The organism is Haloarcula onubensis, from assembly GCF_031624605.1.
Classification (GTDB): Archaea; Halobacteriota; Halobacteria; order Halobacteriales; family Haloarculaceae; genus Haloarcula; species Haloarcula onubensis.
This window is the reverse complement of sequence record NZ_JAMQOS010000004.1, coordinates 284,071-303,604: the sequence shown is the minus strand read 5'-3', so window position 1 is coordinate 303,604 and position 19,534 is coordinate 284,071. Positions and strand designations below refer to the sequence as shown.

General features: G+C 67.8%; 22 protein-coding genes. 7 read left to right on the top strand and 15 right to left on the bottom strand.

Annotated elements, in window-relative coordinates; all coding sequences use genetic code 11:
* Positions 1–48: 48 nt before the first annotated feature.
* The 4 genes from NDI86_RS13665 to NDI86_RS13650 all read right to left on the bottom strand — a co-directional run bounded on the left by NDI86_RS13665 (position 49) and on the right by NDI86_RS13650 (position 2,243).
* Positions 49–588, bottom strand: coding sequence for a PIN domain-containing protein (locus tag NDI86_RS13665; RefSeq protein ID WP_417936272.1), 540 nt, complete (start codon positions 586–588; stop codon positions 49–51).
* On the bottom strand, positions 589–909 hold the full coding sequence (locus NDI86_RS13660) for a hypothetical protein (protein ID WP_310900994.1): 321 nt from the start codon (positions 907–909) through the stop codon (positions 589–591).
* Positions 910–1,086: 177 nt separating this feature from the next.
* Positions 1,087–1,374 carry a chorismate mutase gene (locus NDI86_RS13655; RefSeq protein WP_310900993.1) on the bottom strand — a complete coding sequence of 96 codons (288 nt, stop codon included), beginning with the start codon at positions 1,372–1,374 and terminating at the stop codon, positions 1,087–1,089.
* Positions 1,371–2,243: a shikimate kinase gene (locus NDI86_RS13650; protein WP_310900992.1), complete on the bottom strand. Its 873-nt coding sequence runs from the start codon at positions 2,241–2,243 to the stop codon at positions 1,371–1,373. The genes NDI86_RS13655 and NDI86_RS13650 overlap by 4 nt, the downstream gene beginning before the upstream one ends.
* 93 nt (positions 2,244–2,336) lie before the next feature.
* Here NDI86_RS13650 and NDI86_RS13645 point away from each other — a divergent pair, with 93 nt between their 5' ends.
* Positions 2,337–2,795 carry a DUF5796 family protein gene (locus NDI86_RS13645; RefSeq protein ID WP_310900991.1) on the top strand — a complete coding sequence of 153 codons (459 nt, stop codon included), beginning with the start codon at positions 2,337–2,339 and terminating at the stop codon, positions 2,793–2,795.
* A gap of 155 nt (positions 2,796–2,950) precedes the next feature.
* Here the strand turns inward: NDI86_RS13645 and NDI86_RS13640 are convergent, their stop codons facing one another.
* Positions 2,951–3,085, bottom strand: a complete 135-nt coding sequence (locus tag NDI86_RS13640; protein ID WP_310900990.1) for a DUF7128 family protein — start codon at positions 3,083–3,085, stop codon at positions 2,951–2,953.
* Between the two features lie 132 nt (positions 3,086–3,217).
* Here NDI86_RS13640 and NDI86_RS13635 point away from each other — a divergent pair, with 132 nt between their 5' ends.
* Positions 3,218–5,386, top strand: coding sequence for a CDC48 family AAA ATPase (locus tag NDI86_RS13635; RefSeq protein WP_310900989.1), 2,169 nt, complete (start codon positions 3,218–3,220; stop codon positions 5,384–5,386).
* A 353-nt stretch (positions 5,387–5,739) separates the two neighbouring features.
* Here NDI86_RS13635 and NDI86_RS13630 read toward each other — a convergent pair whose 3' ends face one another.
* The 4 genes from NDI86_RS13630 to NDI86_RS13615 are packed head-to-tail and all read right to left on the bottom strand — an operon-like array spanning position 5,740 to position 7,526.
* A complete protein-coding gene (locus NDI86_RS13630; RefSeq protein ID WP_310900988.1) occupies positions 5,740–6,546 on the bottom strand; it encodes a carbon-nitrogen family hydrolase in 807 nt (268 codons plus the stop codon).
* Positions 6,543–6,974 (bottom strand): SRPBCC family protein, encoded by a 432-nt coding sequence (locus NDI86_RS13625; protein ID WP_310900987.1) that lies wholly within the window; start codon positions 6,972–6,974, stop codon positions 6,543–6,545. The genes NDI86_RS13630 and NDI86_RS13625 overlap by 4 nt, the downstream gene beginning before the upstream one ends.
* Before the next feature lie 54 nt (positions 6,975–7,028).
* Positions 7,029–7,253 (bottom strand): DUF7123 family protein, encoded by a 225-nt coding sequence (locus NDI86_RS13620; protein ID WP_310900986.1) that lies wholly within the window; start codon positions 7,251–7,253, stop codon positions 7,029–7,031.
* Positions 7,254–7,298: 45 nt separating this feature from the next.
* Complete coding sequence (locus NDI86_RS13615) at positions 7,299–7,526, bottom strand: DUF7525 family protein (RefSeq protein ID WP_310900985.1); 228 nt, start codon at positions 7,524–7,526, stop codon at positions 7,299–7,301.
* A gap of 82 nt (positions 7,527–7,608) precedes the next feature.
* Here NDI86_RS13615 and NDI86_RS13610 point away from each other — a divergent pair, with 82 nt between their 5' ends.
* The gene (locus NDI86_RS13610) at positions 7,609–8,748 is read left to right on the top strand and encodes an LEA/WHy family protein (protein WP_310900984.1); all 1,140 of its coding nucleotides are present in this window, start codon (positions 7,609–7,611) and stop codon (positions 8,746–8,748) included.
* On the opposite strand, the gene NDI86_RS13605 is transcribed toward NDI86_RS13610, so the two are convergent.
* The 3 genes from NDI86_RS13605 to NDI86_RS13595 all read right to left on the bottom strand — a co-directional run bounded on the left by NDI86_RS13605 (position 8,749) and on the right by NDI86_RS13595 (position 11,867).
* Positions 8,749–9,783 (bottom strand): PhoU domain-containing protein, encoded by a 1,035-nt coding sequence (locus NDI86_RS13605; RefSeq protein WP_310900983.1) that lies wholly within the window; start codon positions 9,781–9,783, stop codon positions 8,749–8,751.
* Positions 9,784–9,887: 104 nt separating this feature from the next.
* Positions 9,888–10,961, bottom strand: a complete 1,074-nt coding sequence (locus tag NDI86_RS13600) for an ATP-NAD kinase family protein (RefSeq protein ID WP_310900982.1) — start codon at positions 10,959–10,961, stop codon at positions 9,888–9,890.
* 213 nt (positions 10,962–11,174) lie between these two features.
* A complete protein-coding gene (locus NDI86_RS13595; protein WP_310900981.1) occupies positions 11,175–11,867 on the bottom strand; it encodes a competence/damage-inducible protein A in 693 nt (230 codons plus the stop codon).
* 84 nt (positions 11,868–11,951) lie between these two features.
* On the opposite strand from NDI86_RS13595, the gene NDI86_RS13590 reads away from it, so the two are divergent.
* Positions 11,952–13,007 (top strand): ATP-binding protein, encoded by a 1,056-nt coding sequence (locus NDI86_RS13590; protein ID WP_310900980.1) that lies wholly within the window; start codon positions 11,952–11,954, stop codon positions 13,005–13,007.
* Positions 13,008–13,028: 21 nt separating this feature from the next.
* Here the strand turns inward: NDI86_RS13590 and NDI86_RS13585 are convergent, their stop codons facing one another.
* On the bottom strand, positions 13,029–13,853 hold the full coding sequence (locus NDI86_RS13585) for an alpha/beta hydrolase (RefSeq protein ID WP_310900979.1): 825 nt from the start codon (positions 13,851–13,853) through the stop codon (positions 13,029–13,031).
* A 42-nt stretch (positions 13,854–13,895) separates the two neighbouring features.
* Positions 13,896–14,036 carry an Hsp20/alpha crystallin family protein gene (locus NDI86_RS13580; protein WP_310900978.1) on the bottom strand — a complete coding sequence of 47 codons (141 nt, stop codon included), beginning with the start codon at positions 14,034–14,036 and terminating at the stop codon, positions 13,896–13,898.
* A 210-nt stretch (positions 14,037–14,246) separates the two neighbouring features.
* Between NDI86_RS13580 and NDI86_RS13575 the strand changes: the two genes are divergently transcribed.
* Positions 14,247–16,607, top strand: coding sequence for a PAS domain S-box protein (locus tag NDI86_RS13575; RefSeq protein ID WP_310900976.1), 2,361 nt, complete (start codon positions 14,247–14,249; stop codon positions 16,605–16,607).
* Here the strand turns inward: NDI86_RS13575 and NDI86_RS13570 are convergent.
* Entirely contained in the window at positions 16,604–18,334 is a 1,731-nt protein-coding gene (locus NDI86_RS13570; RefSeq protein ID WP_310900975.1) for a glutamate--tRNA ligase, read from the bottom strand. The two genes, NDI86_RS13575 and NDI86_RS13570, sit on opposite strands and share 4 nt — an antisense overlap.
* Before the next feature lie 287 nt (positions 18,335–18,621).
* Here NDI86_RS13570 and NDI86_RS13565 point away from each other — a divergent pair, with 287 nt between their 5' ends.
* Together NDI86_RS13565 and NDI86_RS13560 are read left to right on the top strand one after the other, a co-directional pair.
* Positions 18,622–19,101, top strand: a complete 480-nt coding sequence (locus NDI86_RS13565; RefSeq protein ID WP_310900974.1) for a cupin domain-containing protein — start codon at positions 18,622–18,624, stop codon at positions 19,099–19,101.
* A 1-nt stretch (position 19,102) separates the two neighbouring features.
* Positions 19,103–19,534, top strand: a complete 432-nt coding sequence (locus tag NDI86_RS13560; protein WP_310900973.1) for an ester cyclase — start codon at positions 19,103–19,105, stop codon at positions 19,532–19,534.

Genomic DNA, 19,534 nt, shown 5'->3' with positions numbered 1-19,534 from the left:
TTCCACAGGAAGCTGTTCGGATCAGTTAGCGCGTGTCGAACGAGTCGATCACTTCGGATCAGATTCCTCGTTATTGCGTTGCTGCCGAAGTGTGGACTGCGCCCGCTTGACGTAGGAGTTTGACGACCAACTGCGAGCATCACTCATCTCGGCCAAGAACTCGTCGGCAGCGTCCGGCAGGATTGCGTCGTTGCGAACCAGCGCGGTGAGGAGTATGGGCGTCGTGACGAGGCGGGTATCGGCCAGCGAAGCGTGGACGAGCGCAAGTCGATTGAACTCGTCACAGAGCAGTTGCACGGCGTCGATATCGTTCGCCAGCGTGACCGCCGCGTTCTCGCCATCGTCCAGCGGGAACGTCTCGTCCAGTTCGATGGAACGAGTCTCGAACGCAGAGTGACGGTCGAGAACCGCCTGTGCCGCCTCACCGGATGCGTCGTCGTAGGACGCTGTCTCGGTGAGCTCGTCGACGACCTGCTCTGGGACGACCACGGTGTGCGAATTGAGGAGAAGGTCGAGTGGATTCGGTGAGGTGCCCGCCACCGTCCCGAGGCTTACGAGAGCCGATGTGTCGGCGACCATCAGAACCATCTACGAGTCGGCCAGCTCTTCCGTGACTTCGTCCAGGAATTCATCGGTCAGTTGCTCTTTCAGCAGTCGGAAGTTGGCGGCCTCCTCGTGCCCGACGAGGCCTTTCAGTTCCTCGAACGTGATGTCGTCGTCGTAGAAGGCCTCCGCGATCTCCTGTTTCATTTCGTCGGAGTGCCCGGCGTCCCGCAGGTAGTCCCGAAGCGCGGAGATGAGGATGTCCGTCCGATCTGTCTCGAACACCGAAGCGAGCGCGTCGGCCCGGTCTACCAGCCCCCTCGGTGCACGGAACTGGACGCGCTTCTTCTTAGACTCGGAACTCATATGTGTACATTGTGAGTACAGAGGGAAAACACTTGCCCCCTCGTCACTATCACATCCTTCGGAGCTACCGAAACCGGAAATGGTGTTTTTCACTGAGCCTGAATTGAAAGAGCAGCTAACGGAAGACTATTTTTGGGCTAAACTGGCACCATACGGCTTGTATCGTCGAATTTCGAGCTACCGGCTCTCCCGCTGTTCGACCTTGTTCAACTCGATGAGCAGCCGAAAGGTCGCTTTCACGAGATTGGCGTCGACGTCGAACCGCTCGGCGTTCTCGCCGGCGCGGTCCATCACGGCCTGCTCCTGTGACTCGTCGGTGGTCGGCAGCCCCTGCTCTGCTTTGACCTGCGCGATGGTGTCGGCCACGTAGGTCCGCTGAGCTATCTTCTCGACGATTTCGCGGTCGATGGTGCGTATCTCCTCGCGCAGTTCCTCCAGTGACATCTCATCCGGGTTCGTGCTCATGCTGTCCGTGTTCCCTCCGTTTGCGTGGTCGTCAACAAGGTTCTGCCGGGTCGTTCGTCCCAGTACTCCCTGACCTGTTCGAGCGCGCCGCGTTCGCCGACGGCTGTGAACGAGGGGCCGGTGCCAGAAAGCGAGACGCCCGCGACCTGTGAGAGGCCCTCGACAATCGGCTCGCTGTCGAAGCCCAGCGCCGCACAGAACGCCAGCCCGTTGACGGTCATGGCGCGCTGGTAGTCGCCGTCCAGCGCCAACTCCTCGACGAGGCGGGCCATCGGCGCTATCTGTCGGCAGCGGTCCACGTCCGCGTCCGCCGAGAACGACTGCTCCGGGGGCGTCCAGACGAGCACGTCCCACTCCACCGCCTCGCGGGCGAGCAGGTCGTCGCTCTCGTTGTCGGTGACGGTGACGCCGCCGAGCATCGACGCCGAGGCGTCGTCGAACGCGCCCGTAACCGTGACGCCCACGTCGCGGGCGGCCATCACGCCGAGTCGCGCCATGTCCTCGCGGGTCATCCGCTCGGTGGCGTCGAGTGCGTCGAGGGTCGCCAACACGCTGGCGTTGGCCGCCGCGCTCGAACTCTTGAGCCCGGAGGCCATCGGCACCTCGCTCTCCGTACGGACTGTCCCGCCCGACACCGCGGGCATCCCGACGGCCCCACCGTGGGCGTCGATGACGTACTCGACACAGCGCTCGACCAGGCGCGTGTCGGCCTCGGGCGCGCCGGCGACCTCGCCGGTCACGTCCTCGCGGTCCGTGGACAGTTCCACGGTCGCAGTGGTGTACTCGTCGATAGCGAACGCCGACCCCCGTCCCGTCGCCAGCGCGTTCAGGACCGTCCCCGCGGCCGGCGCCCGTGCTCTGCCTTCCATCGCTCGTCTCTCCCGCCCGCCGGTACTTACTATCTGCGAAAGCGGCCGTTCCGACAGCGCGCCGCTTTTGCCCGGGGAGGGCGAACCACGGGTATGAGCAACCGTTCGGACATCCCGCCCGACACCGTCTCGGTGGAACTGACCGAGGACGGCATCGCGGTCGAGTACCTCGACGGCCGGACTGCCTTCTACCACGGCGTTCCGGCGAAAGCCGAGGAGAGCGTGACGACCGCGCCTGGCAAGGACACGCACGTCCTCATCACCGACAGGACCGAGACGTCGGGCATCATGGTGTACGTCAACGACCTCCGGACCCACGACGACATCATCGAGGAGAGCGGCGTCGGCCGCGTCATCCTCGACGACGGCGAGGAGGACGAACTGTTCCCGGGCGTCACCGTCACGGACCACCAGATGCGCGTCGAGGTGACCGTCGACTACGACGTGACCGACGGCCGCGTGTTCGTCTTCGAGGAGGACGAGATGGGCGAGCGGAGCTTCGAGATAGTAGCGGCCGAGGGGGACTCGACGGCGAACGAGCGCAGCGAGTGAGCCGTTTTTTCGCGCACGTTTTTGCCGTGCGGGTGGCCACCGGCCACCCGCGCGGGAAAAAGGTGCACGTCAGGTGGGCGAGCGGAGTTTCGAGATAGTACCGGCGGCGTAGTCACGGCGGACGAGCGCAGCGAGTGTGCCGGCGGTGGAACGAGTCACTGCAGATACGACGGGTCCTCGTCGTCGCAGTTCTCCTCGTGTTGTTTCGCGTCCGTCCGGTCGTCGAACATGAGGCCGCAGGTCTCACATTTGTACCAAGTCATGTCGTCGCGCTCGGTAGTGACAACCATGTCCGAAACTCTATCGCCGGGAGGTAAATTGTTTTCGAGCGACAGAACCGGGTCGCGGACGGCCGCCGAGTCGCCGCTGCCCGTGCCCTCACAACGGGAATCCTCAAGAGGACCGGACCGCTAGCCGCTGCCATGAGCGGGAACGGCGGCGGGAGCGTCGAACTCACGGTCGAGGGCGCCCACAAGCGCGACGCCGGCCGGGGTATCGCACGCCTCCCGGAGTCGGTACGCAGCGAACTGGGCGTGTTGAGCGGGTCGCCGGTCATCATCGAGGGCGAGGGGGCGACGGTGGTGAAGGTGTGGCCGGGCGAGGGCGACGGCTCGACGGTCCGTATCGACTCGGACACGCGGGCCAACGCCGGCGTCAACATCGGCGACACGGTCCGGGTCCGTGCGGGGTCGGTGACGGAGGCGACGGACATCAGCATCCAGCCCCTGGAGCCCCTGCCCGGCACCGACGAGTACGCCCACATGGTCAGGACGCGGCTCGTCGACCAGATGGTCCAGGCCGGCGAGCGGACCCACATCGACGGTCTTGGGGCGTTCGTCGTCCGGTCGACCGAGCCCGACGGCGCGGTCCGTGTCGCGCCGGGGACGGACGTGACCGTGTTGCCGAGCATCGACGAGCCGGCCGACGAGGGCGACAGCGGCGCCGCTGGCGGCACCACGGCGGCCACACCGGCGGCGCCGGCCGAGACGGCGACCGGCGTCAGCTACGAGGACATCGGCGGGCTGGACGAGGAACTCGACCGCATCCGTGAGATGATAGAGATGCCCCTGGCCGAACCCGAGCGGTTCCGCGAGCTGGGCATCGACCCGCCCAGCGGCGTCCTCATGCACGGGCCGCCGGGGACGGGCAAGACACTCATCGCGAAGGCCGTCGCCAACGAGGTCGACGCCTACTTCGACACCATCTCCGGGCCGGAAATCGTCTCGAAGTACAAGGGCGAGAGCGAGGAACGGCTTCGAGAGGCGTTCGAGCGGGCCGAGGAGAACTCACCGGCGATACTGTTCGTCGACGAGATAGACTCCATCGCGGGCTCCCGAGACGAGGACGCCGACATGGAGAACCGCGTCGTCGCCCAGTTGCTGACGCTGATGGACGGGCTGGAGGACCGCGGCCGGGTGGTCGTCATCGGCGCGACGAACCGCGTCGACGCCGTCGACCAGGCGCTCCGCCGGGGCGGGCGCTTCGACCGCGAAATCGAAATCGGCGTCCCGGACGAGGGGGGGCGGCGGGAGATTCTGGACGTCCACACCCGCGAGATGCCCCTCGCCGACGACGTCGACCTGGACCGCATCGCCGCCCAGACCCACGGCTTCGTCGGCGCGGACCTGGCCTCGCTGACGACCGAGGCGGCGATGTCCTCGCTGCGGGCTGGCAGGGAACGCACCACGAGCAGCGACGACGAGAGCGAAGACGCAGCGAACGAGGGGCCGGCGGTGACCCAGTCCGACTTCGACGCGGCGCTGGCCGTCGTCGACCCCAGCGCCATGCGGGAGTACGTCGCCGAGTCCCCGGCTGTCTCCTTCGACGACGTGGGTGGCCTGGACGAGGTCAAACAGACGCTGACCGAGGCCATCGAGTGGCCACTTTCCTACGGCGAACTGTTCGCGGCGACGAACACCGACCCGCCCAGCGGCATCCTGCTGTATGGCCCGCCCGGAACCGGGAAGACGCTGCTGGCCAGGGCCGTCGCCGGCGAGAGCGACGTGAACTTCATCCACGTCGCCGGCCCCGAAATCATGGACCGCTACGTCGGCGAGAGCGAGGAAGCGGTCAGGGAGCTGTTCGAGCGGGCCCGACAGACCGCCCCGAGCATCATCTTCTTGGACGAGATAGACGCCATCGCCAGCCACCGCGGCCAGGGTAACGAGGTGACCGAGCGGGTCGTCTCCCAGTTGCTCGCCGAACTCGACGGCATCACCGAGAACCCCAATCTCGTCGTGCTCGCCGCGACCAACCGGCGTGACATGATAGACGACGCCCTGTTGCGCCCGGGCCGGCTCGAACAGCACGTCGAAGTGCCCAACCCCGACGCCGCGGCCCGCGAGGAGATTCTCTCGGTCCACACTCGCGGCAAGCCACTTACCGGCGACGTGTCGGTGGCGGAGCTGGCCGCGGACCTCGAGGGGTACTCGGGAGCCGAACTGGAGGCCGTGGTCCGTGAGGCGTCGATGCTCGCCATCCGGGAGATGGCCGACGAACTGGGGCCGGCCGAGGCCAGCGAGCGCGCCGACGAGGTCCGCATCACCGGCGACCACTTCCGCCGGGCGATAGAGCGGGCCGCCGACCGCTGATTCCCCGTCCCTGTGAACGCCGGCGGGAACAGCCACGAACCGTGAGACGGACGGGCGGACCGCGGCCGACAGCGAACCGACGGGCGGGTCGAGGCACCATCGGACGGCGGCGCCGCGTACGGGGAGCCGGACGAGTGTACTGTGGGAGCACTATCGACGGAAGTCGGGACGGCGGTGGCGTCGCTGGCGAGGCGTAGTGAAAGGCTGTCCGGACAGCCTTTGGCGGACGAGCGACGCCGTGTGGCCGAGCAGCGAGACGGGCTGAGTAACCGGCAGTGACGTGAAAAGCGCCGTGCCGGCGACCGACCTTTGCGCGTGCATGGGTAAAAAAGGCGCGGTCGGAGGAGGCGCGGTCAGCGACGGTCGGCGAGTGCCGGGAACTCCTCGCGCACCGCGTCGACTTTCTCGGGCGTGACGGTCGCCGTGACGAGCGCCGGGTCGTCGTCGGCACTCGCGAGCGTGGTGCCCCACGGGTCGTAGATAGTCGACCGGCCCAGCAGTTCCGCCTCCTCGAACCGGCCGACGCCGTTGGCCGCCGCGACGTAGAACTGGTTCTCGACGGCGCGGGCCCGGGGGAACAGCCGCCAGTGCTCGACCCGCGGATAGGGCCACGCGCTCGGGACCAGTACCAGCGTCGCGCCAGCCTCGACCAGCCGGCGGTACAGCTCGGGGAAGCGCAGGTCGTAACACGTCGTCACGCCGACGGTGAAGCCCGCGAAGTCGACAGTCGGCAGCGCCTCGCCGGGGACCAACAGCTCCGACTCGGCCGAGTCGTAGCCAAAGAGGTGGTGTTTGCGGTAGACGGCACGGCGCTCTCCGTCGCGGTCGAGGAAGACGGACATGTTTGCCAGCCCCTCCTCGGCCGGGACCGCATGGCCGGCCGCGGTGCTCGCTTCGAGGTCCTCGACGAGACTCCCCGCGAGTATCGCGATGTCGTGGTCATGGGCGACCGCTCGCAACTCGGCGAGGGTCTCGCCGTCCAGTCCCTCGGCGGTTCGCTGGTAGGCGTCGAACGCGAAGTAGCCGACGGTGAACAGTTCCGGGAGGACGACCAGGTCACAGCCCTCGGCGGCAGCTCTTTCGACAGCCTCCACCGCCCGGCGGCGGTTCGCGCTCACCGCGGCCGCCTCGACCTCTAGTTGTGCGAGCGCGAGTTTCATGCGTCGGTTTCGAGGTAGTCGTTGAGCGCGCGTTCGAGATTCCGCAACTCGCCGTCGAGGTTCTTCTTGAAGAAGCGTTCGACGCCGGGGAGCTTGCCGTCGACGACGAAGCGGTTGGTCACTTCCGTCCCGCCGTCGGCGGTGGGTTCGAGTTCCTGTTCGCCCTGGACCCGCATCACCTTCGACCGCCCGACGAAGCGGACGTACTCGGGTTCGCGGCGCTCGACGTCCTCAGTCTCGACGGCGATGGTCCGGTCGACGATGGGGATGGGCAGCGAGATGTGCCACGTCGCCCGGTCGTCGTCGTGAACCTCCCACTCCTGGACGACGCTTATCGGACGGGCACGCTGGTCGGGGTCGCCGATGAACTCCCAGACGCGCTCGGGGCTGGCCGCTACTGTCATCGTCCGCTCGACCCTGACAGTCATACCGTCAGTCGGGCGTGCTTCCGGATGAATCCACCGACTGGCTGGTTCGCCCGACTAGGCCGTGGTGACGCGCCACGTGGTCGAGCGGGCGCGACCCCACTTCTCTATCTCCACTTCGTCGGCTTCTTCCGCGAGACGCGGGAGTCGGGCGCCGACCTGTTTCGACGAGAGCCCGAGCTGAGAGGCGATGTTCTTCGCGCGGAAATAGCTCTCCCCGCGCGAGACGCTCTCCCGGAGGTACTCGAGAATGCGGCGGTCCTCCTCGCTGAAATCCACCATACACGAAGTACGTGCCGAGCGTTCTTAATGGTTACTTTTACCACATCACTCGGCGTAGACGTGAATAGCCACGAGCGCCAGCGAGGCGGCCACCATCGCCACGCCGAAGGCGACACCGCTGTTGGTCAACAGCCCCGCGGTGTCGAGTCCCTGTGCCTCGCGGACGGCGTAGTTGTAGCTGTTCACGGCGGTCACGGCCGCGGCTACGACGGCCACGACGCCAAAGAGCGCGCCCAGGCCGACGCCCATGTCGCTTGCCGACTCGGTTGTCATAGCCGTGGGTTCCGCCCTGGCGCACTTAGTTCATTCGGGGGAGGCCACAGGACATATCACCCCCGGTAGAGAGCAAGGGGTAATGACATCGCTGGCTTCTGTGTTGGGTGCGTCCGGCCGCTGGCAACGCGCGGGTATCGCCGCCGTCGTCCTCGTCGTGGTCGCCGTCGGCCTGGGTCTCGTCGGAACGCCCGGCGTCGAGACCATCGAGAACCGCTTTACCGGCGTCTCGGAGAACACGACGACCGTCGGGACGGCACTCACCGTGTCGAATCCCACCCCCGTCGGGGTCTCGCTGGGCGGGACGACCATCGACTACACCGTCTCCATGAACGACGTGGCAATCGCGAGCGGGGTGAAAGAGGGTATCGCCCTGCAGAGCGGGAACACGACCGTCCAGTTCAGCACGCGGATGCAAAACGGCAAGATACCGGCGTGGTGGGTCAGCCACATCGGCAACGGCGAGCGGACGCAGGTCACCATCGACGCGACAATCACCGACCCGCTCGTGGGTGACCGGACCGTCGCCGTCACGCAGAACCGGACCGTCGAGACCGACATCATGGGCGCGTTCAACTCCACCGAGACGCGCCCGGTCGACGCCGACAGACCGTTCGTCTCCGACCCCGTGCTGTACATCAACGAGACCCGCGGCGCCTGGGACCGCGACGGCGTCACCGAGCGCGAGACGCCGCTGGACATCGGGTTCGACGTGTACAACCCCAAACCGGTCCCGTACACGGTCACGAAAATCGGCTACACGACGTACATGAACGACGTGCGGGTCGGGACGGGCGAGACGGACAGCGGCGCGGTCATACTGCCCGGCGAGCGCGAGACCGTCGGTATCACGACGACCATCGACAACGACAAACTCGACGACTGGTGGGTCACCCACCTCCGGCACAACCAGAACACGACCATGTACATCGACTTCTACCTCGTGGTCGAAGGCGCGGGCGAGCAGTTCCGAATCGACGTAGACGCCATCGACTACGAGACGGCCATCGAGACGGACATCTTCGGTAACAAAGCGCAGTACCCGACCGGAACGGGCGTCGAGTCGGGCGAGGACCCGACGGCGGGCGACGACAGCGGTAGTGCCGACGGCAGCGATGGCTCCGGAAGCGACGGCGGGTCGGAGGGCACACAGTCGGACGGCACGGCCTCCCCGTCCGGCGACACGCCGACGGACGACGGCGGGCTACTCGGCGGGCTGTGACTACTGGATAGTCGTGTGTTCGGACTCCTCGTCCAGGGCGAGGTTGGTCGCTATTTCGGCGTTCCGGACGGCGTATTCGGCGGTCTGGCGCAGACTCACCAGCACCTCGCGGACCTGGAGGAGGGCCTCGTTGTCCATCTCCGGCAGGTCGGTGAGGATGTCCTGTTCCTCGGTCCCGATTTCGGCGTAGGTCTTGCGGACCTTGATAGCGGTGTCGTAGTCGCGCTCGACGGCCGCCTGGACCGCGAGTTCGGTTATCTCGTTGACCGCCTCGGTGAAGTCCCGGATGCGTCGCATCGTGGAGCTATCGACCGCGAGCGAGTGGTCGTTGGTCTCCAGAGCGATTTCGGCGATGTCCTCGGCGTTGTCGGCCGTGAGTTCGAGGTTCTTGGCGATGGAGCGGTAGCCGATGAGCGGGAAGCCATCGTCGAGGCCGACCGCCCGCGCGAGGTTCGGGTTCTGGTACGACGTGAAGATGAGGCGCAACAGGAGGACGAATATCTTGTTGGCCTGTCGCTCCCGGTTCAGCGCCCGCTGGGCGAGGTCCGGGTTGCCGTGGGCCAGCGCCTTGATGGCCTCGTTTCGCATCGTCGACCCGGTCGATTCCAGGCGTTCGAGCAGGTTGTCGAGCGTGAAGTCCTCGGGGTCGACCGAGCAGCGAATCGTTATCCGGTTGGGCGTCTCCTCGATGACACCCAGCCCCATCAACTGCGTCTCGGCGTTGTAGACGGCGTTGATGTGGGCCGAGTCCAGCGTCTTGTCCTCGGGTGCCTCGACGTGGATGATGCGCCGGCCGAGCACGTACTGCGCGACGATGGCGCGCTCGACGGCGTCGGCATCGAGGTTCTCGGCGTGGATGATAGCCTCTGACTCCTCTGTCTGAACCGATTCGGGCATCACGGTCAGCGTCCCTTTCCCGCCCATTCGCAGCGACACTTCGTCACCTTTCTCGACGTCGTGTGCGCTCGCCCACTCGGCGGGGAGCGTCATCGCAAGCGTCGACGGCCCGAGTCGTTGAACTTTCCGCGTTTCCATATCGCCTTGGTTACTCGTGAGACACCTTAATCTTCACTATACAGCATATAATCCGCTGCCGGATATACAATCATTTGAAACACGGCGCGAAGGGCCCACGTTCGTCAGGCGACGACCTCGACGAGCCGACGTTCGTACCGGCCGACGCGGACCTGCAGCCAGCCGGCCAGTCGCTCGTCCAGTTCCGGGTCGCCGGTGTCGACCCGCAGCGCCCCGAGTCCGTCGAGCTTCCGGCGGGACGCGACCACCTCCACGTCCGAGCGCTCGATGACCGCCGGGGAGAGCTGCTGGTTCCCACGGCCGAAGACGAACCCCTGGCCGCCGATGGGCGAGACCACGACGACGTTCCGGTCGCCCAGCGCGTCGAGGACGTCCGACTCGGCGGCGTCCCGGACCAGTACCTCGCCGTCCCGGTACACGTCGACGCCGAGTGTCGTCCCCTCGAACCCGAGTCGCTCCTTGATTGCCCCGACCGTGCTGCCCGGGCCGAGGACGTACGTGACCCCCGGTTCGACGCTCTCGGCGACGCCCTCGGCGAGCGTCTCGACGGTGCCGCCGCCGAGCTGTTTGGCCGACTGGCGCTGCTCGGCGACCGGCACCGTCGCGACGGCCCGGAGTTCGGTCACGACCTCGCCGCCGCGGAACGCGTCCTCGTCTATGTCGTTGACCTCCGCCGGCTCGGTCTCGGAGTACGTCGCGACGATGCGACCGGCCGCCCGCGGCGAGACGCCGAAGACCGAGGAGTACACCTTGACGCCCGCCGGCACGCCGAGAACCGGTGTGTCGTCGTCCAGTTCCTCGAGCGTCTCGGCCACGTCGACGGCGGTGCCGTCGCCGCCGACGAAGAGGATACAGTCCACCCCGTGGTCCACGAACTCGCGGACGGCCGAGCGGGTGTCCGCGCTCGTCGTCGCGTCGGGGTCGGCCGGCGCGCCGACGACTGTCGGGTCGAACCCGGCCTCCCTGGCGATGGCCGCGCCCATCGGGTCCCCGTAGGTCACCACCTCGATGTCACTGCCCACCTCGGCGAGCGATTTCAGTGCCTCGCGCGCCCGCGCCGGTGCCCGCGGTTCGGCGCCCCGTTCCCGTGCCTCCTGGACCTTGCCGTCGGTCCCCTTCAGTCCGACGCGGCCCCCCATCCCGGCGATTGGGTTGACGACGACAGCGATACGGCGCATACCACGCGTACTGCGCCCGGCGGCAAAAGCCGCACGGGAGCGTGTCATTCAAGACAGCCGCCGCGGAACGGTGGGGTATGCTCCAACCCCTCGCGACCGGCGTCCAGCCAGACGTCATCAACGCCGCCGGCGCCTTCGTCACCCTCGGCGGCCTCGCGCTCACCTTCGGCTGGCTGGCCTATCTCTACCGGTAGGGCGACCACAGACCGGGTCTCACCCTTCGACCGGGTCGACCCGCTCGCGGAACCACGCCGCCGCCGCCTCGACCGCCTCGCTGTCGGTGCCAGCAAAGCGGACGGTGACGTGCTGGCCGGGATAGCTGCCGACTTTCACCGGATATAGCTGCCGGACCTTCCGCATCCGGTCCAGCAACGCGCTCTCGGGTTCGGCCGCGTCGACGGTGACGACGTGGCGTTTCTCGCCGACGAACTCGTCGGCGACCTCGGCGAACATCCGCTTCATCTCCGCCGGGACCCCCGGCAGGACGTAGCAGTTCTCGACGACACAGCCCGGAGCGACGCCCTCGTGGTTCGGGAGCGGACGGCTGTCCGCGGGCACCTCCCCGGTTCCCTCGGCGAGGTCCTCGCGGCTGTACCCGCCGTGTTCGGCGAGCCACTCGATGGCCTCGTCGCTCTCGACGACATCGCGACCGAACGCGGCCGCGACGCCCTCGATGGTCACGTCGTCGTGGGTCGGCCCCAGTCCGCCGGTGACGACGACGGCGTCGTAGTCGGCGTGGTACTCGTTGACCACGCGGGCGATGTCGGCGGCCCGGTCCGGGAGCGTCGTCATCCGCTCGACGGTGACGCCGCGGTCCCGTAGCTGCTGGCCCAGCCACGCGGCGTTCGTGTTGACCGTCTCGCCGACGAGCAGTTCGTCCCCGACCGTGACCACCGCGACACGCATGCCCCGGGGTAGGGCGGCGGGCTACAAATACTGTCGGCCCCGCCCGTACGAAGGTTGAAATACGAACCCGGAACCACCCCCGCTGTGAGCTTCGTACTCGGACGGGAGACAGACCTCTCGGCGGGACCCACGGGCGAACTGGGGTCGTGCCGTGCCCTCGACGGAAGCGAAGGGGCGCCCCTGTACCTCGACCTCGACGGCCCCCACGCCGCCTTCGTCGTCGGGAAGCGGGGCTACGGGAAGTCCTACACGCTTGGCGTAGTCGCCGAGTCGCTCGCGCTGGCCGACGGCGTCGCGCCGGTCCTCGTCGACCCGATGGGCGTGTTCGACACGCTGGGCGAGCCGGCCGACGGTGAGAAAATACCCACAGAGGTAATAGAGGCCCCGTCCGTGACACCGGCGTCGCTCGACCCCAGGTCCTGGTGTGCCCTCCTGGGATTGTCTCCGGAGAGCGGCCCTGGCGGACTCGTCTGGCAGGCCGCCGGAGACTGCGAGTCACTCGCGGCGATGCGGGCCTTCGTCGGGGACAGCGACGCGCCCCGCGTCGACAGACGGGCCGCGAGGAACCACCTGGACCTCGCGGCGTCGTGGGGCGTCTTCGACCCCGACGGGCTGGCGGCCGCCGACCTCGCCAGTCCCGGGATAACGGTCCTGGAGCTCTCCGGGCTCGACAGCGCACCGATGAACGCCGTCGTCCGGGGCGTCGCCGAGGCGCTCTACCGGACGCGTGTCGACCGGACCATCGCCCGGCTCCCGTGGCTGCTCGTAGACGAGGCCCACACGTTCTTCGACGGGGTGGCGCGGTCGGCACTGGAGACCGTCCTCACGCGCGGTCGCGCCCCCGGCGTCAGCCTCGTCACGGCGACCCAGCGCCCGAGTGTGGTCCCGGAAGTCGTGGTCTCACAGTCCGACATCCTGATATCGCATCGCCTGACCGCCGAGGCGGACCTGGAGGCGCTCGCGGCCGCTCGACCGACGTACCTGAACACCTCCCTGGAGGAACGACTCCCGACGGAACCGGGCGAGGTCGTCGTCGTCGACGACACGACGGAGACCGTCCACGCGGCGACGATACGACAGCGGGTGACGCCCCACGGCGGGGACAACCCGCGCGCCAGCGAGGTGACCATGGATAAGTGACACCGCGTCTCGCTCGGGGACTCAGTAGTCGTCGGTGCGGTCGGGCATATCACGCCCCGGGCCCGAGAGCTGTCGCGCCAGAAAGTCGGTGGTCCGCTCGTACGTCTCCGCGTAGTGGCCGCCCTCGAACGGGAAGCCGTGGCCGCCCGCGACGGTGCGGTGGTCGACCGTCGTCAGCGGCTCCAGCGTCTCGGCCAGGACCGCCGACTGCTGGGGGTCGACGACGCCGTCATCCTCGCCGTGGAGCAACAGCGTCGGCGGCATCGACGTGTCGGCCTGCTCGACCGGCGAGGCGAGGTCGTACGCGGCGGGCAGGTCGTCCGGCGACCCGCCCAGATACGCCACCCGACGGTCGTCGAGTCCCATCCCGAAGTCGTAGATACCGCTGTAACCGACTGCCACCGACAGCGCCGAGGACACACCGGGGTACTGCTCGGGTTCCAGCGCCGGGGCGTCGGCCGTCGCCGCCGCCAGCACGGCCAGGTTCGCGCCGGCGGAGTGGCCGACGGCGGCGACCCGCTCGGGGTCGACCTGCTCGGCCTCCGTCCGGCACCACTCGATGGCCGCCTTCACGTCGACCAGCGCGGCCGGGAACGTGTGTTCGGGCGCCAGGCGGTACTGCGGTTCGACCACGAGGTACCCCTCGGCGGCGAGGTCGATGGCGTGGCGGGCGAACTCCCCCTTGTCGCCGACCGTGAACCCGCCGCCGCGGACGAGGACGGCGGCCGGTTTCGGACCTGTCGTCCCGGTGTCCTCGTACACGTCTAGCAGCAGCGCCTCGCCGTCGACCACGTGGAACGGGATGTCACGGCGGACCGCCACCGTCGTCGCCTCGGATGCGTTCACGGTGGGACCTGCGACTCGCTCAGATAAAAACGCGGTGGGAAGTCAGTCCTCTATTTCGATGGGCTTGTCCCGGGCCGTAACTCCCTGCGTGACCGGGAGTCGGATTTCGAGGATACCGTTTCGGTACCGAGTACCGGTATCCTCGTCGACGCGCTCGGGGAACCGAAAGCGCCGTTCTGTCATCTCAATTTTATTTGAGTTCCGCCAGCGGTTCGTAATAGATGTCACGAACGTTGGCAATCCGCATCGACCCATCCGTCCGACCGCCTGCTGTGGGTTTCAGGACATCGGGAACGACGGTAGACACCGCTCGACGGGCGGAAAACCTCGTGACAGGTGGCGAGAACGTACCGATAGAACAAAGAGGGAAAGTACACCACATACAGGGAATTGATGTACGAGCGGTTCGTTCTCTCGCTGTACTTTCTCGCCGGCGTCTCCGCGCTGTTCGTCGGCGTCGCGTGGCGTAAACGGGACAGCCCCGGCGGGACGCCGATGGTGCTGTTCCACGTGGCGCTGGCGGTCGGCGCGCTGGCGTACGCTCGCGACATCGCCTCGACGGCGCTCGCCACGCAGTTGCTCTACCGCCAGATTGCGACCGTGGCACAGGGCGTCGTCGCCATCGCGTGGCTCTACGCCGCGCTGCAGTACGCTGGCTTCGACCGGTCGCTGACGCGCCGCGTCGTCGGCCTGCTGGCGCTGGACCCGCTCGTGCTGGTCGTCGGCTTTCTACTTCCGGGACTCACGCTGTTTCGGACACCGGCGGCGGGAATGACCGGTTCGTTGCTACACGCCGCCGAGACACAGCCAACGCCGCTGTTTTTCGCCCACATGGGGACGATACTCGTCGTCGCGCTGGCCGGCACGCTCGTCCTCGTACAGCTGTTCGTCCGGTCGCGTCACCTCTACCGGACACAGGCCGCGGCGGTACTCGTCGCGGCGCTTGCGCCCTGGACCATCGCGCTGACCCAGCAGTACTTCCTCCAGGTGCCCGAAGACGCGACGATATTCGCCTGGAGTATATCGGGCGTGGCGATGACAGCCGGCCTCTACACGTTCAAGACGCTGGACCCGGTCCCCGCTGCCCAGTCGGCCATCGTCGAGACCATGGGCGACGGGACTGTGGTGGTGGACGTCGACGGCCGAATCAGCGACGTCAACCCCGCGGCCCGGGCACTGCTCCACGACGACGCGCTCGTCGGGCGTGACATGTCGTCGGTCATCGAGGGCTGGGAGGGGATGCGGACCGACGGGAACGGCCACCGCGACTGGGAGGAGATATCGGTGACCGTCGACGGCGAGGAGCGCTACCTGGAAGTCGAGACGACGTCGTTCACCGACCGGTTCGACGACGAGGTGGGGACACTCGTCGTGTTGCGGGACATCACCGACCGGAAGCGCCGCGAGCAGCGCCTCCAGCAGTACAAGCTCATCTTCGATTCGGTCACCGAACCCGTCTACGTCCTCGACGGCGACGACCGCGTCGTCCGGTACAACGACCCGTTCGCGGAGCTGGTGGGATACGACGGCGACGCGCTCGTGGGCGAACCCATCTCGGCCGTCCTCGGGCCCGAGCCGACGGTCACCGACGGCGGGTTCAGCGACCGAACCGAGGCGACGGTCCGGACCGCCTCCGGAACCGATGTCCCCTGTGAACTGGACCTCGCTCCGGTCGAACTCGACGACGGCGACGCCGGCCGGGTCGGCATCATCAGGGACATCAGCCGGCGGAAGGCCATCGAGTCCGAGCTGGCACAGACGACCGAGCGGTTAGAGACGCTCGTCGAGGCCTCTCCGCTCGCCATCATCGCCCACGACACGGCGGGCGTCGTCGACGTCTGGAACCCCGCCGCGGCGTCGCTGTTCGGCTGGACGGCCGAGGAGGTCCGTGGCGAGACACTGCCGATAATCCCCGAAGACGGCAGCGAGGAGCTCCTCGAACAGCACGAGCGGGTACAGGCAGGCGCCCATCTCACCGGCTGGGAGACGGAGCTGCGGTGCAAGGACGGGCGGACGATTCCAGCCAGAGTGTCGGCCGCACCGATACGCGACACCGACGGCGACATCGTCGGCTCCGTCTCCATCATCGCCGACATCACCGAGCAGAAGGCCAGGCAACGCCGGCTCGAACGCCAGAACGAGCGACTGGACGAGTTCGCCAGCCTCGTCAGCCACGACCTGCGGAACCCGCTGCAGGTCGCCGCGGGGCATATCCAGCTTGCGCGGACGACCGACGGTGACGTGACGGACCACCTCGACGACGCCGAGAACGCCCTGACGCGGATGGAGGAACTCATCGACGACACGCTCACGCTGGCCAGACAGGGGCGGGACATCGGGGAGACCGAATCGGTCCCGACGACGAGACTGGCCGAGCGCGCCTGGGCGAACGTCGCGACGGAGGCGGGACGGCTGACGATAGCCGACCCACCGGTCGTCGACTGCGACCCCGACCGAGTGGTCGAGCTACTTGAGAACCTGTTCAGCAACGCGATACGCCACGGCGGCGGGACCGAGAGCGACCCGGTCGCCGTGACCGTCGGCGCGCTGTCGAGCGGGTTCTACGTCGCCGACGACGGCACCGGCATCCCCGATGGCGACATCGGAAAGGTGTTCGAGTCGGGCTTTACGACCGCGGCGGACGGCACGGGCTTTGGCCTCGATATCGTCGAGACCATCGCGGACGCCCACGGCTGGTCGATGTCGGTCACGGAGAGCGAGTCGGGCGGCGCTCGCTTCGAGTTCAGAGTCTAGGGATGGGCGTAGTACGCGACCGACTCGCCGTCGGGGTCGACCCGGTCGACACGGGCGAAGCCCACCCGCTCGAACTGGAGGACGTCGTCGGGCTCGTAGTCCAGATAGCCGGGCTCGGCCACGCCGACTACGTCGCCGTCCATCGTCCGTAGTCGCAGGTCGGGGCCGTCCGCGGGCGCCCAGTGGATGACATCGACGCCCTCCTCCCGGACCGCCGCGATGTCGTCGCCGACGTACTCGAAGGCGTCGCGGGTGTGCCGGACACAGCCGTACCCCTTCAGCCAGACGCGCTCGCCGTGGGCCGGCAGGTCGTCGCCCTCGACGACGACGCCGGCCTCGACCGGGATATCGCGTCGACCCCGCGCCTCGAAGTCGGGGTGCAGCGGCGGGTGGCCTGCGTCGGGACCGCCGACGACCTGGCGCTCGACCAGCCCGCCGTGGGCCTCGTCGTCGCGGACGAAGAACGCGCGGTCGCTCTCGTCGTCGATAAGCTCGCGGTTGTTCGCGTAGACGGACGACATCGCGAGGTCCACGTCCGACGTGGAGGTGCCCAGGTCGACCATCGCGTCGACGATGGCCTCGCCGCGGATGCCCCGCCGGCGGAGGCTGGCGACCGTCGGCGCCCGCGGGTCGTCCCAGCCGTCGAGGTCGCCCGCGGCGATGCGCTCGCCGATGGTCGAGGTCGACATCGACACGTCGTACTCGTCGACCTGGACGTGGCCCCAGTGGACGACCTCGGGGTACTCCCAGCCGAAGTAGTCGTAGACGAAGCCCTGGCGCTTCGCGGAGTCCTGCAGGTCGATACCGCGGATGATGTGGGTGATGCCGAGCAGGTGGTCGTCGACGCCGCTCTGGAAGTCGAGCATCGGCCAGCAGCGGTAGTCGGCGGCCGCCTCCCGCGGGTGGGGCGTGTCTATCATCCGGAAGGCGACGAAGTCACGCAGCGCGGGGTTCTTGTGTGTGATGTCGGTTCGCACGCGCAGCACCATCTCGCCGCTGTCGTACTCGCCGTCCACCATCGCCTCGAACTCCTCGGCGACGGTCTCCGTGTCCTTCTCGCGGTGGGGGCAGGCCTCGCCGCTGTTCTTCAGGTCCGAGAACTCCCCCTGCGGACAGGAGCAGGTGTAGGCCCCGCCGAGGTCGATGAGTTCGCGGGCGTGGTCGTAGTAAATCGGGACGCGGTCGCTCGCGTTGACCACGTCGTCGGGCTCGAAGCCGAGATAGTCGATAGCGTCCAGGATGGCGTCGTAAGCGTCGAGGTCGGGGCGCTTGGTCTCGGGGTCGGTGTCGTCGAACCGGCAGACGAACTCGCCGTCGTAGCGGTCCTTGTACGTCCCGATGACGGCGGCCATCCGCGCGTGGCCGATGTGCCACGGGCCGTTGGGGTTGGGCGCGACGCGCATCCGGACCGCGCCCGCCTCGGCGTCTGGCAGGTCCGGCAGCGGGTGGTCCTCGCCCTCGTCCTCGCTCTCTATCTCGTCGAGTCGCTCCGGGGCGAGTTCGGCGATGCGCTCGCGCCGTTCGGAACTGCTCATCCCGTTGACCCGCTCGACGACGGGCGCGATGACGCCCGGAATCTCGTCGCCGTACTCCCGAAACTCGGGGTTCTCGCCCATGAGCGGCCCCATGATGGCGCCGACCTGTGCCTCGCTGTCGTGTTTGACCGCGTTGAGGAGGGCGTTCGTCTCGGCGGCCTCCTCGATACGCTGACGTAAGGCGTCGTCCATGCTCGTCTCTGATAGCGCCCCGGTCAAAACGCCGTCGGGTTCACGCGAGAGCAGCCCTCGCCTCGGACCGCCGGTCGGTCTGTGGAGCCCCCTCCCTCGCTGCACTGAGCACCAGACGCTCGCAAACCTCGCCGCATTCGGCGCGCAACCGCCGGTGTCTGGTCACGATGGGAGTGGTAGCCTGTCGCTTCGGTTATCGTGACAGCAACCCAATAGAAAGACAGTCGGGAGCGCCAGTCGCCGGCGAACCGTCGTCGACGGCAGCCGCCCCCCAGGAGACTACGACAATGCCCCCCAGTACCAGCACGCGAAGACAGACACCGTCGGCGGTCGAACTCTACCAGTTCGAGGGGACCGAGGTGTGGATGGACGACGACGAACACGCCCGGCTCACGGGCTACTTCCCGCTCTCGCCGGGGACACCGAACGGAACCGAGGCGGGCGCGACGGCCTGTGCCATCGTCTGTATGGAGATACAGCCCGGCGACTACCTCCCGACCCACCGGGACAGCGCCGAAGAACTGCTCCTCGTCACCGACGGCGCGGTGGAGGCCACCGTCGGCGACGAGACGGTTCGCCTCGGAACCGGCGACTGCGCCGTCGTGCCGGAGATGGAACCGCACGGTATTCGGACCGTCGGCGACGACCCCGCTCGCGTCATCGGCTACTTCCCGACTCCAGAGATGACCGCCACCTTCGAGGGCCCGCTCCAGCCGTTCGGGACGAACGTCGTCGCAATCGGTGGCGAGGGGCCGCCGGAGGAGTGAGATGGCCGCCACGGAACACCGCCACAAGGAGAACTTCAGGCGGCTGATGGCCGAGACCCACGAGGGCAATCTCGGTATCGTCGACGAACTCGTCGACGAGAACGTCGTCACCCACGGCTTCTTCGGCATGGACGCCACGGACCGGGAGGGCTACAAGGCCTTCTTCGAGGGCTTTGGCGCGGCCTTCGCCGACCAGGAGTTCGTCGTCGAGGACCTCGTCGCCGAGGACGACCTGCTCGTGGTCCACTTCAGCATCGCCGCCGTCCACCGCGGCGAGATTCTCGGTATCGAACCGACCGGCAGGGAACTGTCCTGGACCGGCACGGCCGTCGACCGCTACGAGGACGGACGAATCGTCGAGGCGTGGCTCTACCCCGACTCCGTGGCGATTCTCGACCAGCTCGGCGCCCTGCCCGAGGGCGTCGGCTACTGA

Bases quoted from the DNA above. Each gene is read 5' to 3' on its own strand.
- NDI86_RS13640 (WP_310900990.1), bottom strand. From the start codon at position 3,085: ATGGTTGTCACTACCGAGCGCGACGACATGACTTGGTACAAATGTGAG.
- NDI86_RS13615 (WP_310900985.1), bottom strand. From the start codon at position 7,526: ATGACAACCGAGTCGGCAAGCGACATGGGCGTCGGCCTGGGCGCGCTC.
- NDI86_RS13665 (WP_417936272.1), bottom strand. From the start codon at position 588: ATGGTTCTGATGGTCGCCGACACATCGGCTCTCGTAAGCCTCGGGACG.
- NDI86_RS13600 (WP_310900982.1), bottom strand. From the start codon at position 10,961: ATGCGCCGTATCGCTGTCGTCGTCAACCCAATCGCCGGGATGGGGGGC.
- NDI86_RS13635 (WP_310900989.1), top strand. From the start codon at position 3,218: ATGAGCGGGAACGGCGGCGGGAGCGTCGAACTCACGGTCGAGGGCGCC.
- NDI86_RS13560 (WP_310900973.1), top strand. From the start codon at position 19,103: ATGGCCGCCACGGAACACCGCCACAAGGAGAACTTCAGGCGGCTGATG.
- NDI86_RS13580 (WP_310900978.1), bottom strand. From the start codon at position 14,036: ATGACAGAACGGCGCTTTCGGTTCCCCGAGCGCGTCGACGAGGATACC.
- NDI86_RS13620 (WP_310900986.1), bottom strand. From the start codon at position 7,253: ATGGTGGATTTCAGCGAGGAGGACCGCCGCATTCTCGAGTACCTCCGG.
- NDI86_RS13650 (WP_310900992.1), bottom strand. From the start codon at position 2,243: ATGGAAGGCAGAGCACGGGCGCCGGCCGCGGGGACGGTCCTGAACGCG.
- NDI86_RS13660 (WP_310900994.1), bottom strand. From the start codon at position 909: ATGAGTTCCGAGTCTAAGAAGAAGCGCGTCCAGTTCCGTGCACCGAGG.
- NDI86_RS13655 (WP_310900993.1), bottom strand. From the start codon at position 1,374: ATGAGCACGAACCCGGATGAGATGTCACTGGAGGAACTGCGCGAGGAG.
- NDI86_RS13605 (WP_310900983.1), bottom strand. From the start codon at position 9,783: ATGGAAACGCGGAAAGTTCAACGACTCGGGCCGTCGACGCTTGCGATG.
- NDI86_RS13565 (WP_310900974.1), top strand. From the start codon at position 18,622: ATGCCCCCCAGTACCAGCACGCGAAGACAGACACCGTCGGCGGTCGAA.
- NDI86_RS13575 (WP_310900976.1), top strand. From the start codon at position 14,247: ATGTACGAGCGGTTCGTTCTCTCGCTGTACTTTCTCGCCGGCGTCTCC.
- NDI86_RS13595 (WP_310900981.1), bottom strand. From the start codon at position 11,867: ATGCGTGTCGCGGTGGTCACGGTCGGGGACGAACTGCTCGTCGGCGAG.
- NDI86_RS13610 (WP_310900984.1), top strand. From the start codon at position 7,609: ATGACATCGCTGGCTTCTGTGTTGGGTGCGTCCGGCCGCTGGCAACGC.
- NDI86_RS13630 (WP_310900988.1), bottom strand. From the start codon at position 6,546: ATGAAACTCGCGCTCGCACAACTAGAGGTCGAGGCGGCCGCGGTGAGC.
- NDI86_RS13625 (WP_310900987.1), bottom strand. From the start codon at position 6,974: ATGACTGTCAGGGTCGAGCGGACGATGACAGTAGCGGCCAGCCCCGAG.
- NDI86_RS13570 (WP_310900975.1), bottom strand. From the start codon at position 18,334: ATGGACGACGCCTTACGTCAGCGTATCGAGGAGGCCGCCGAGACGAAC.
- NDI86_RS13645 (WP_310900991.1), top strand. From the start codon at position 2,337: ATGAGCAACCGTTCGGACATCCCGCCCGACACCGTCTCGGTGGAACTG.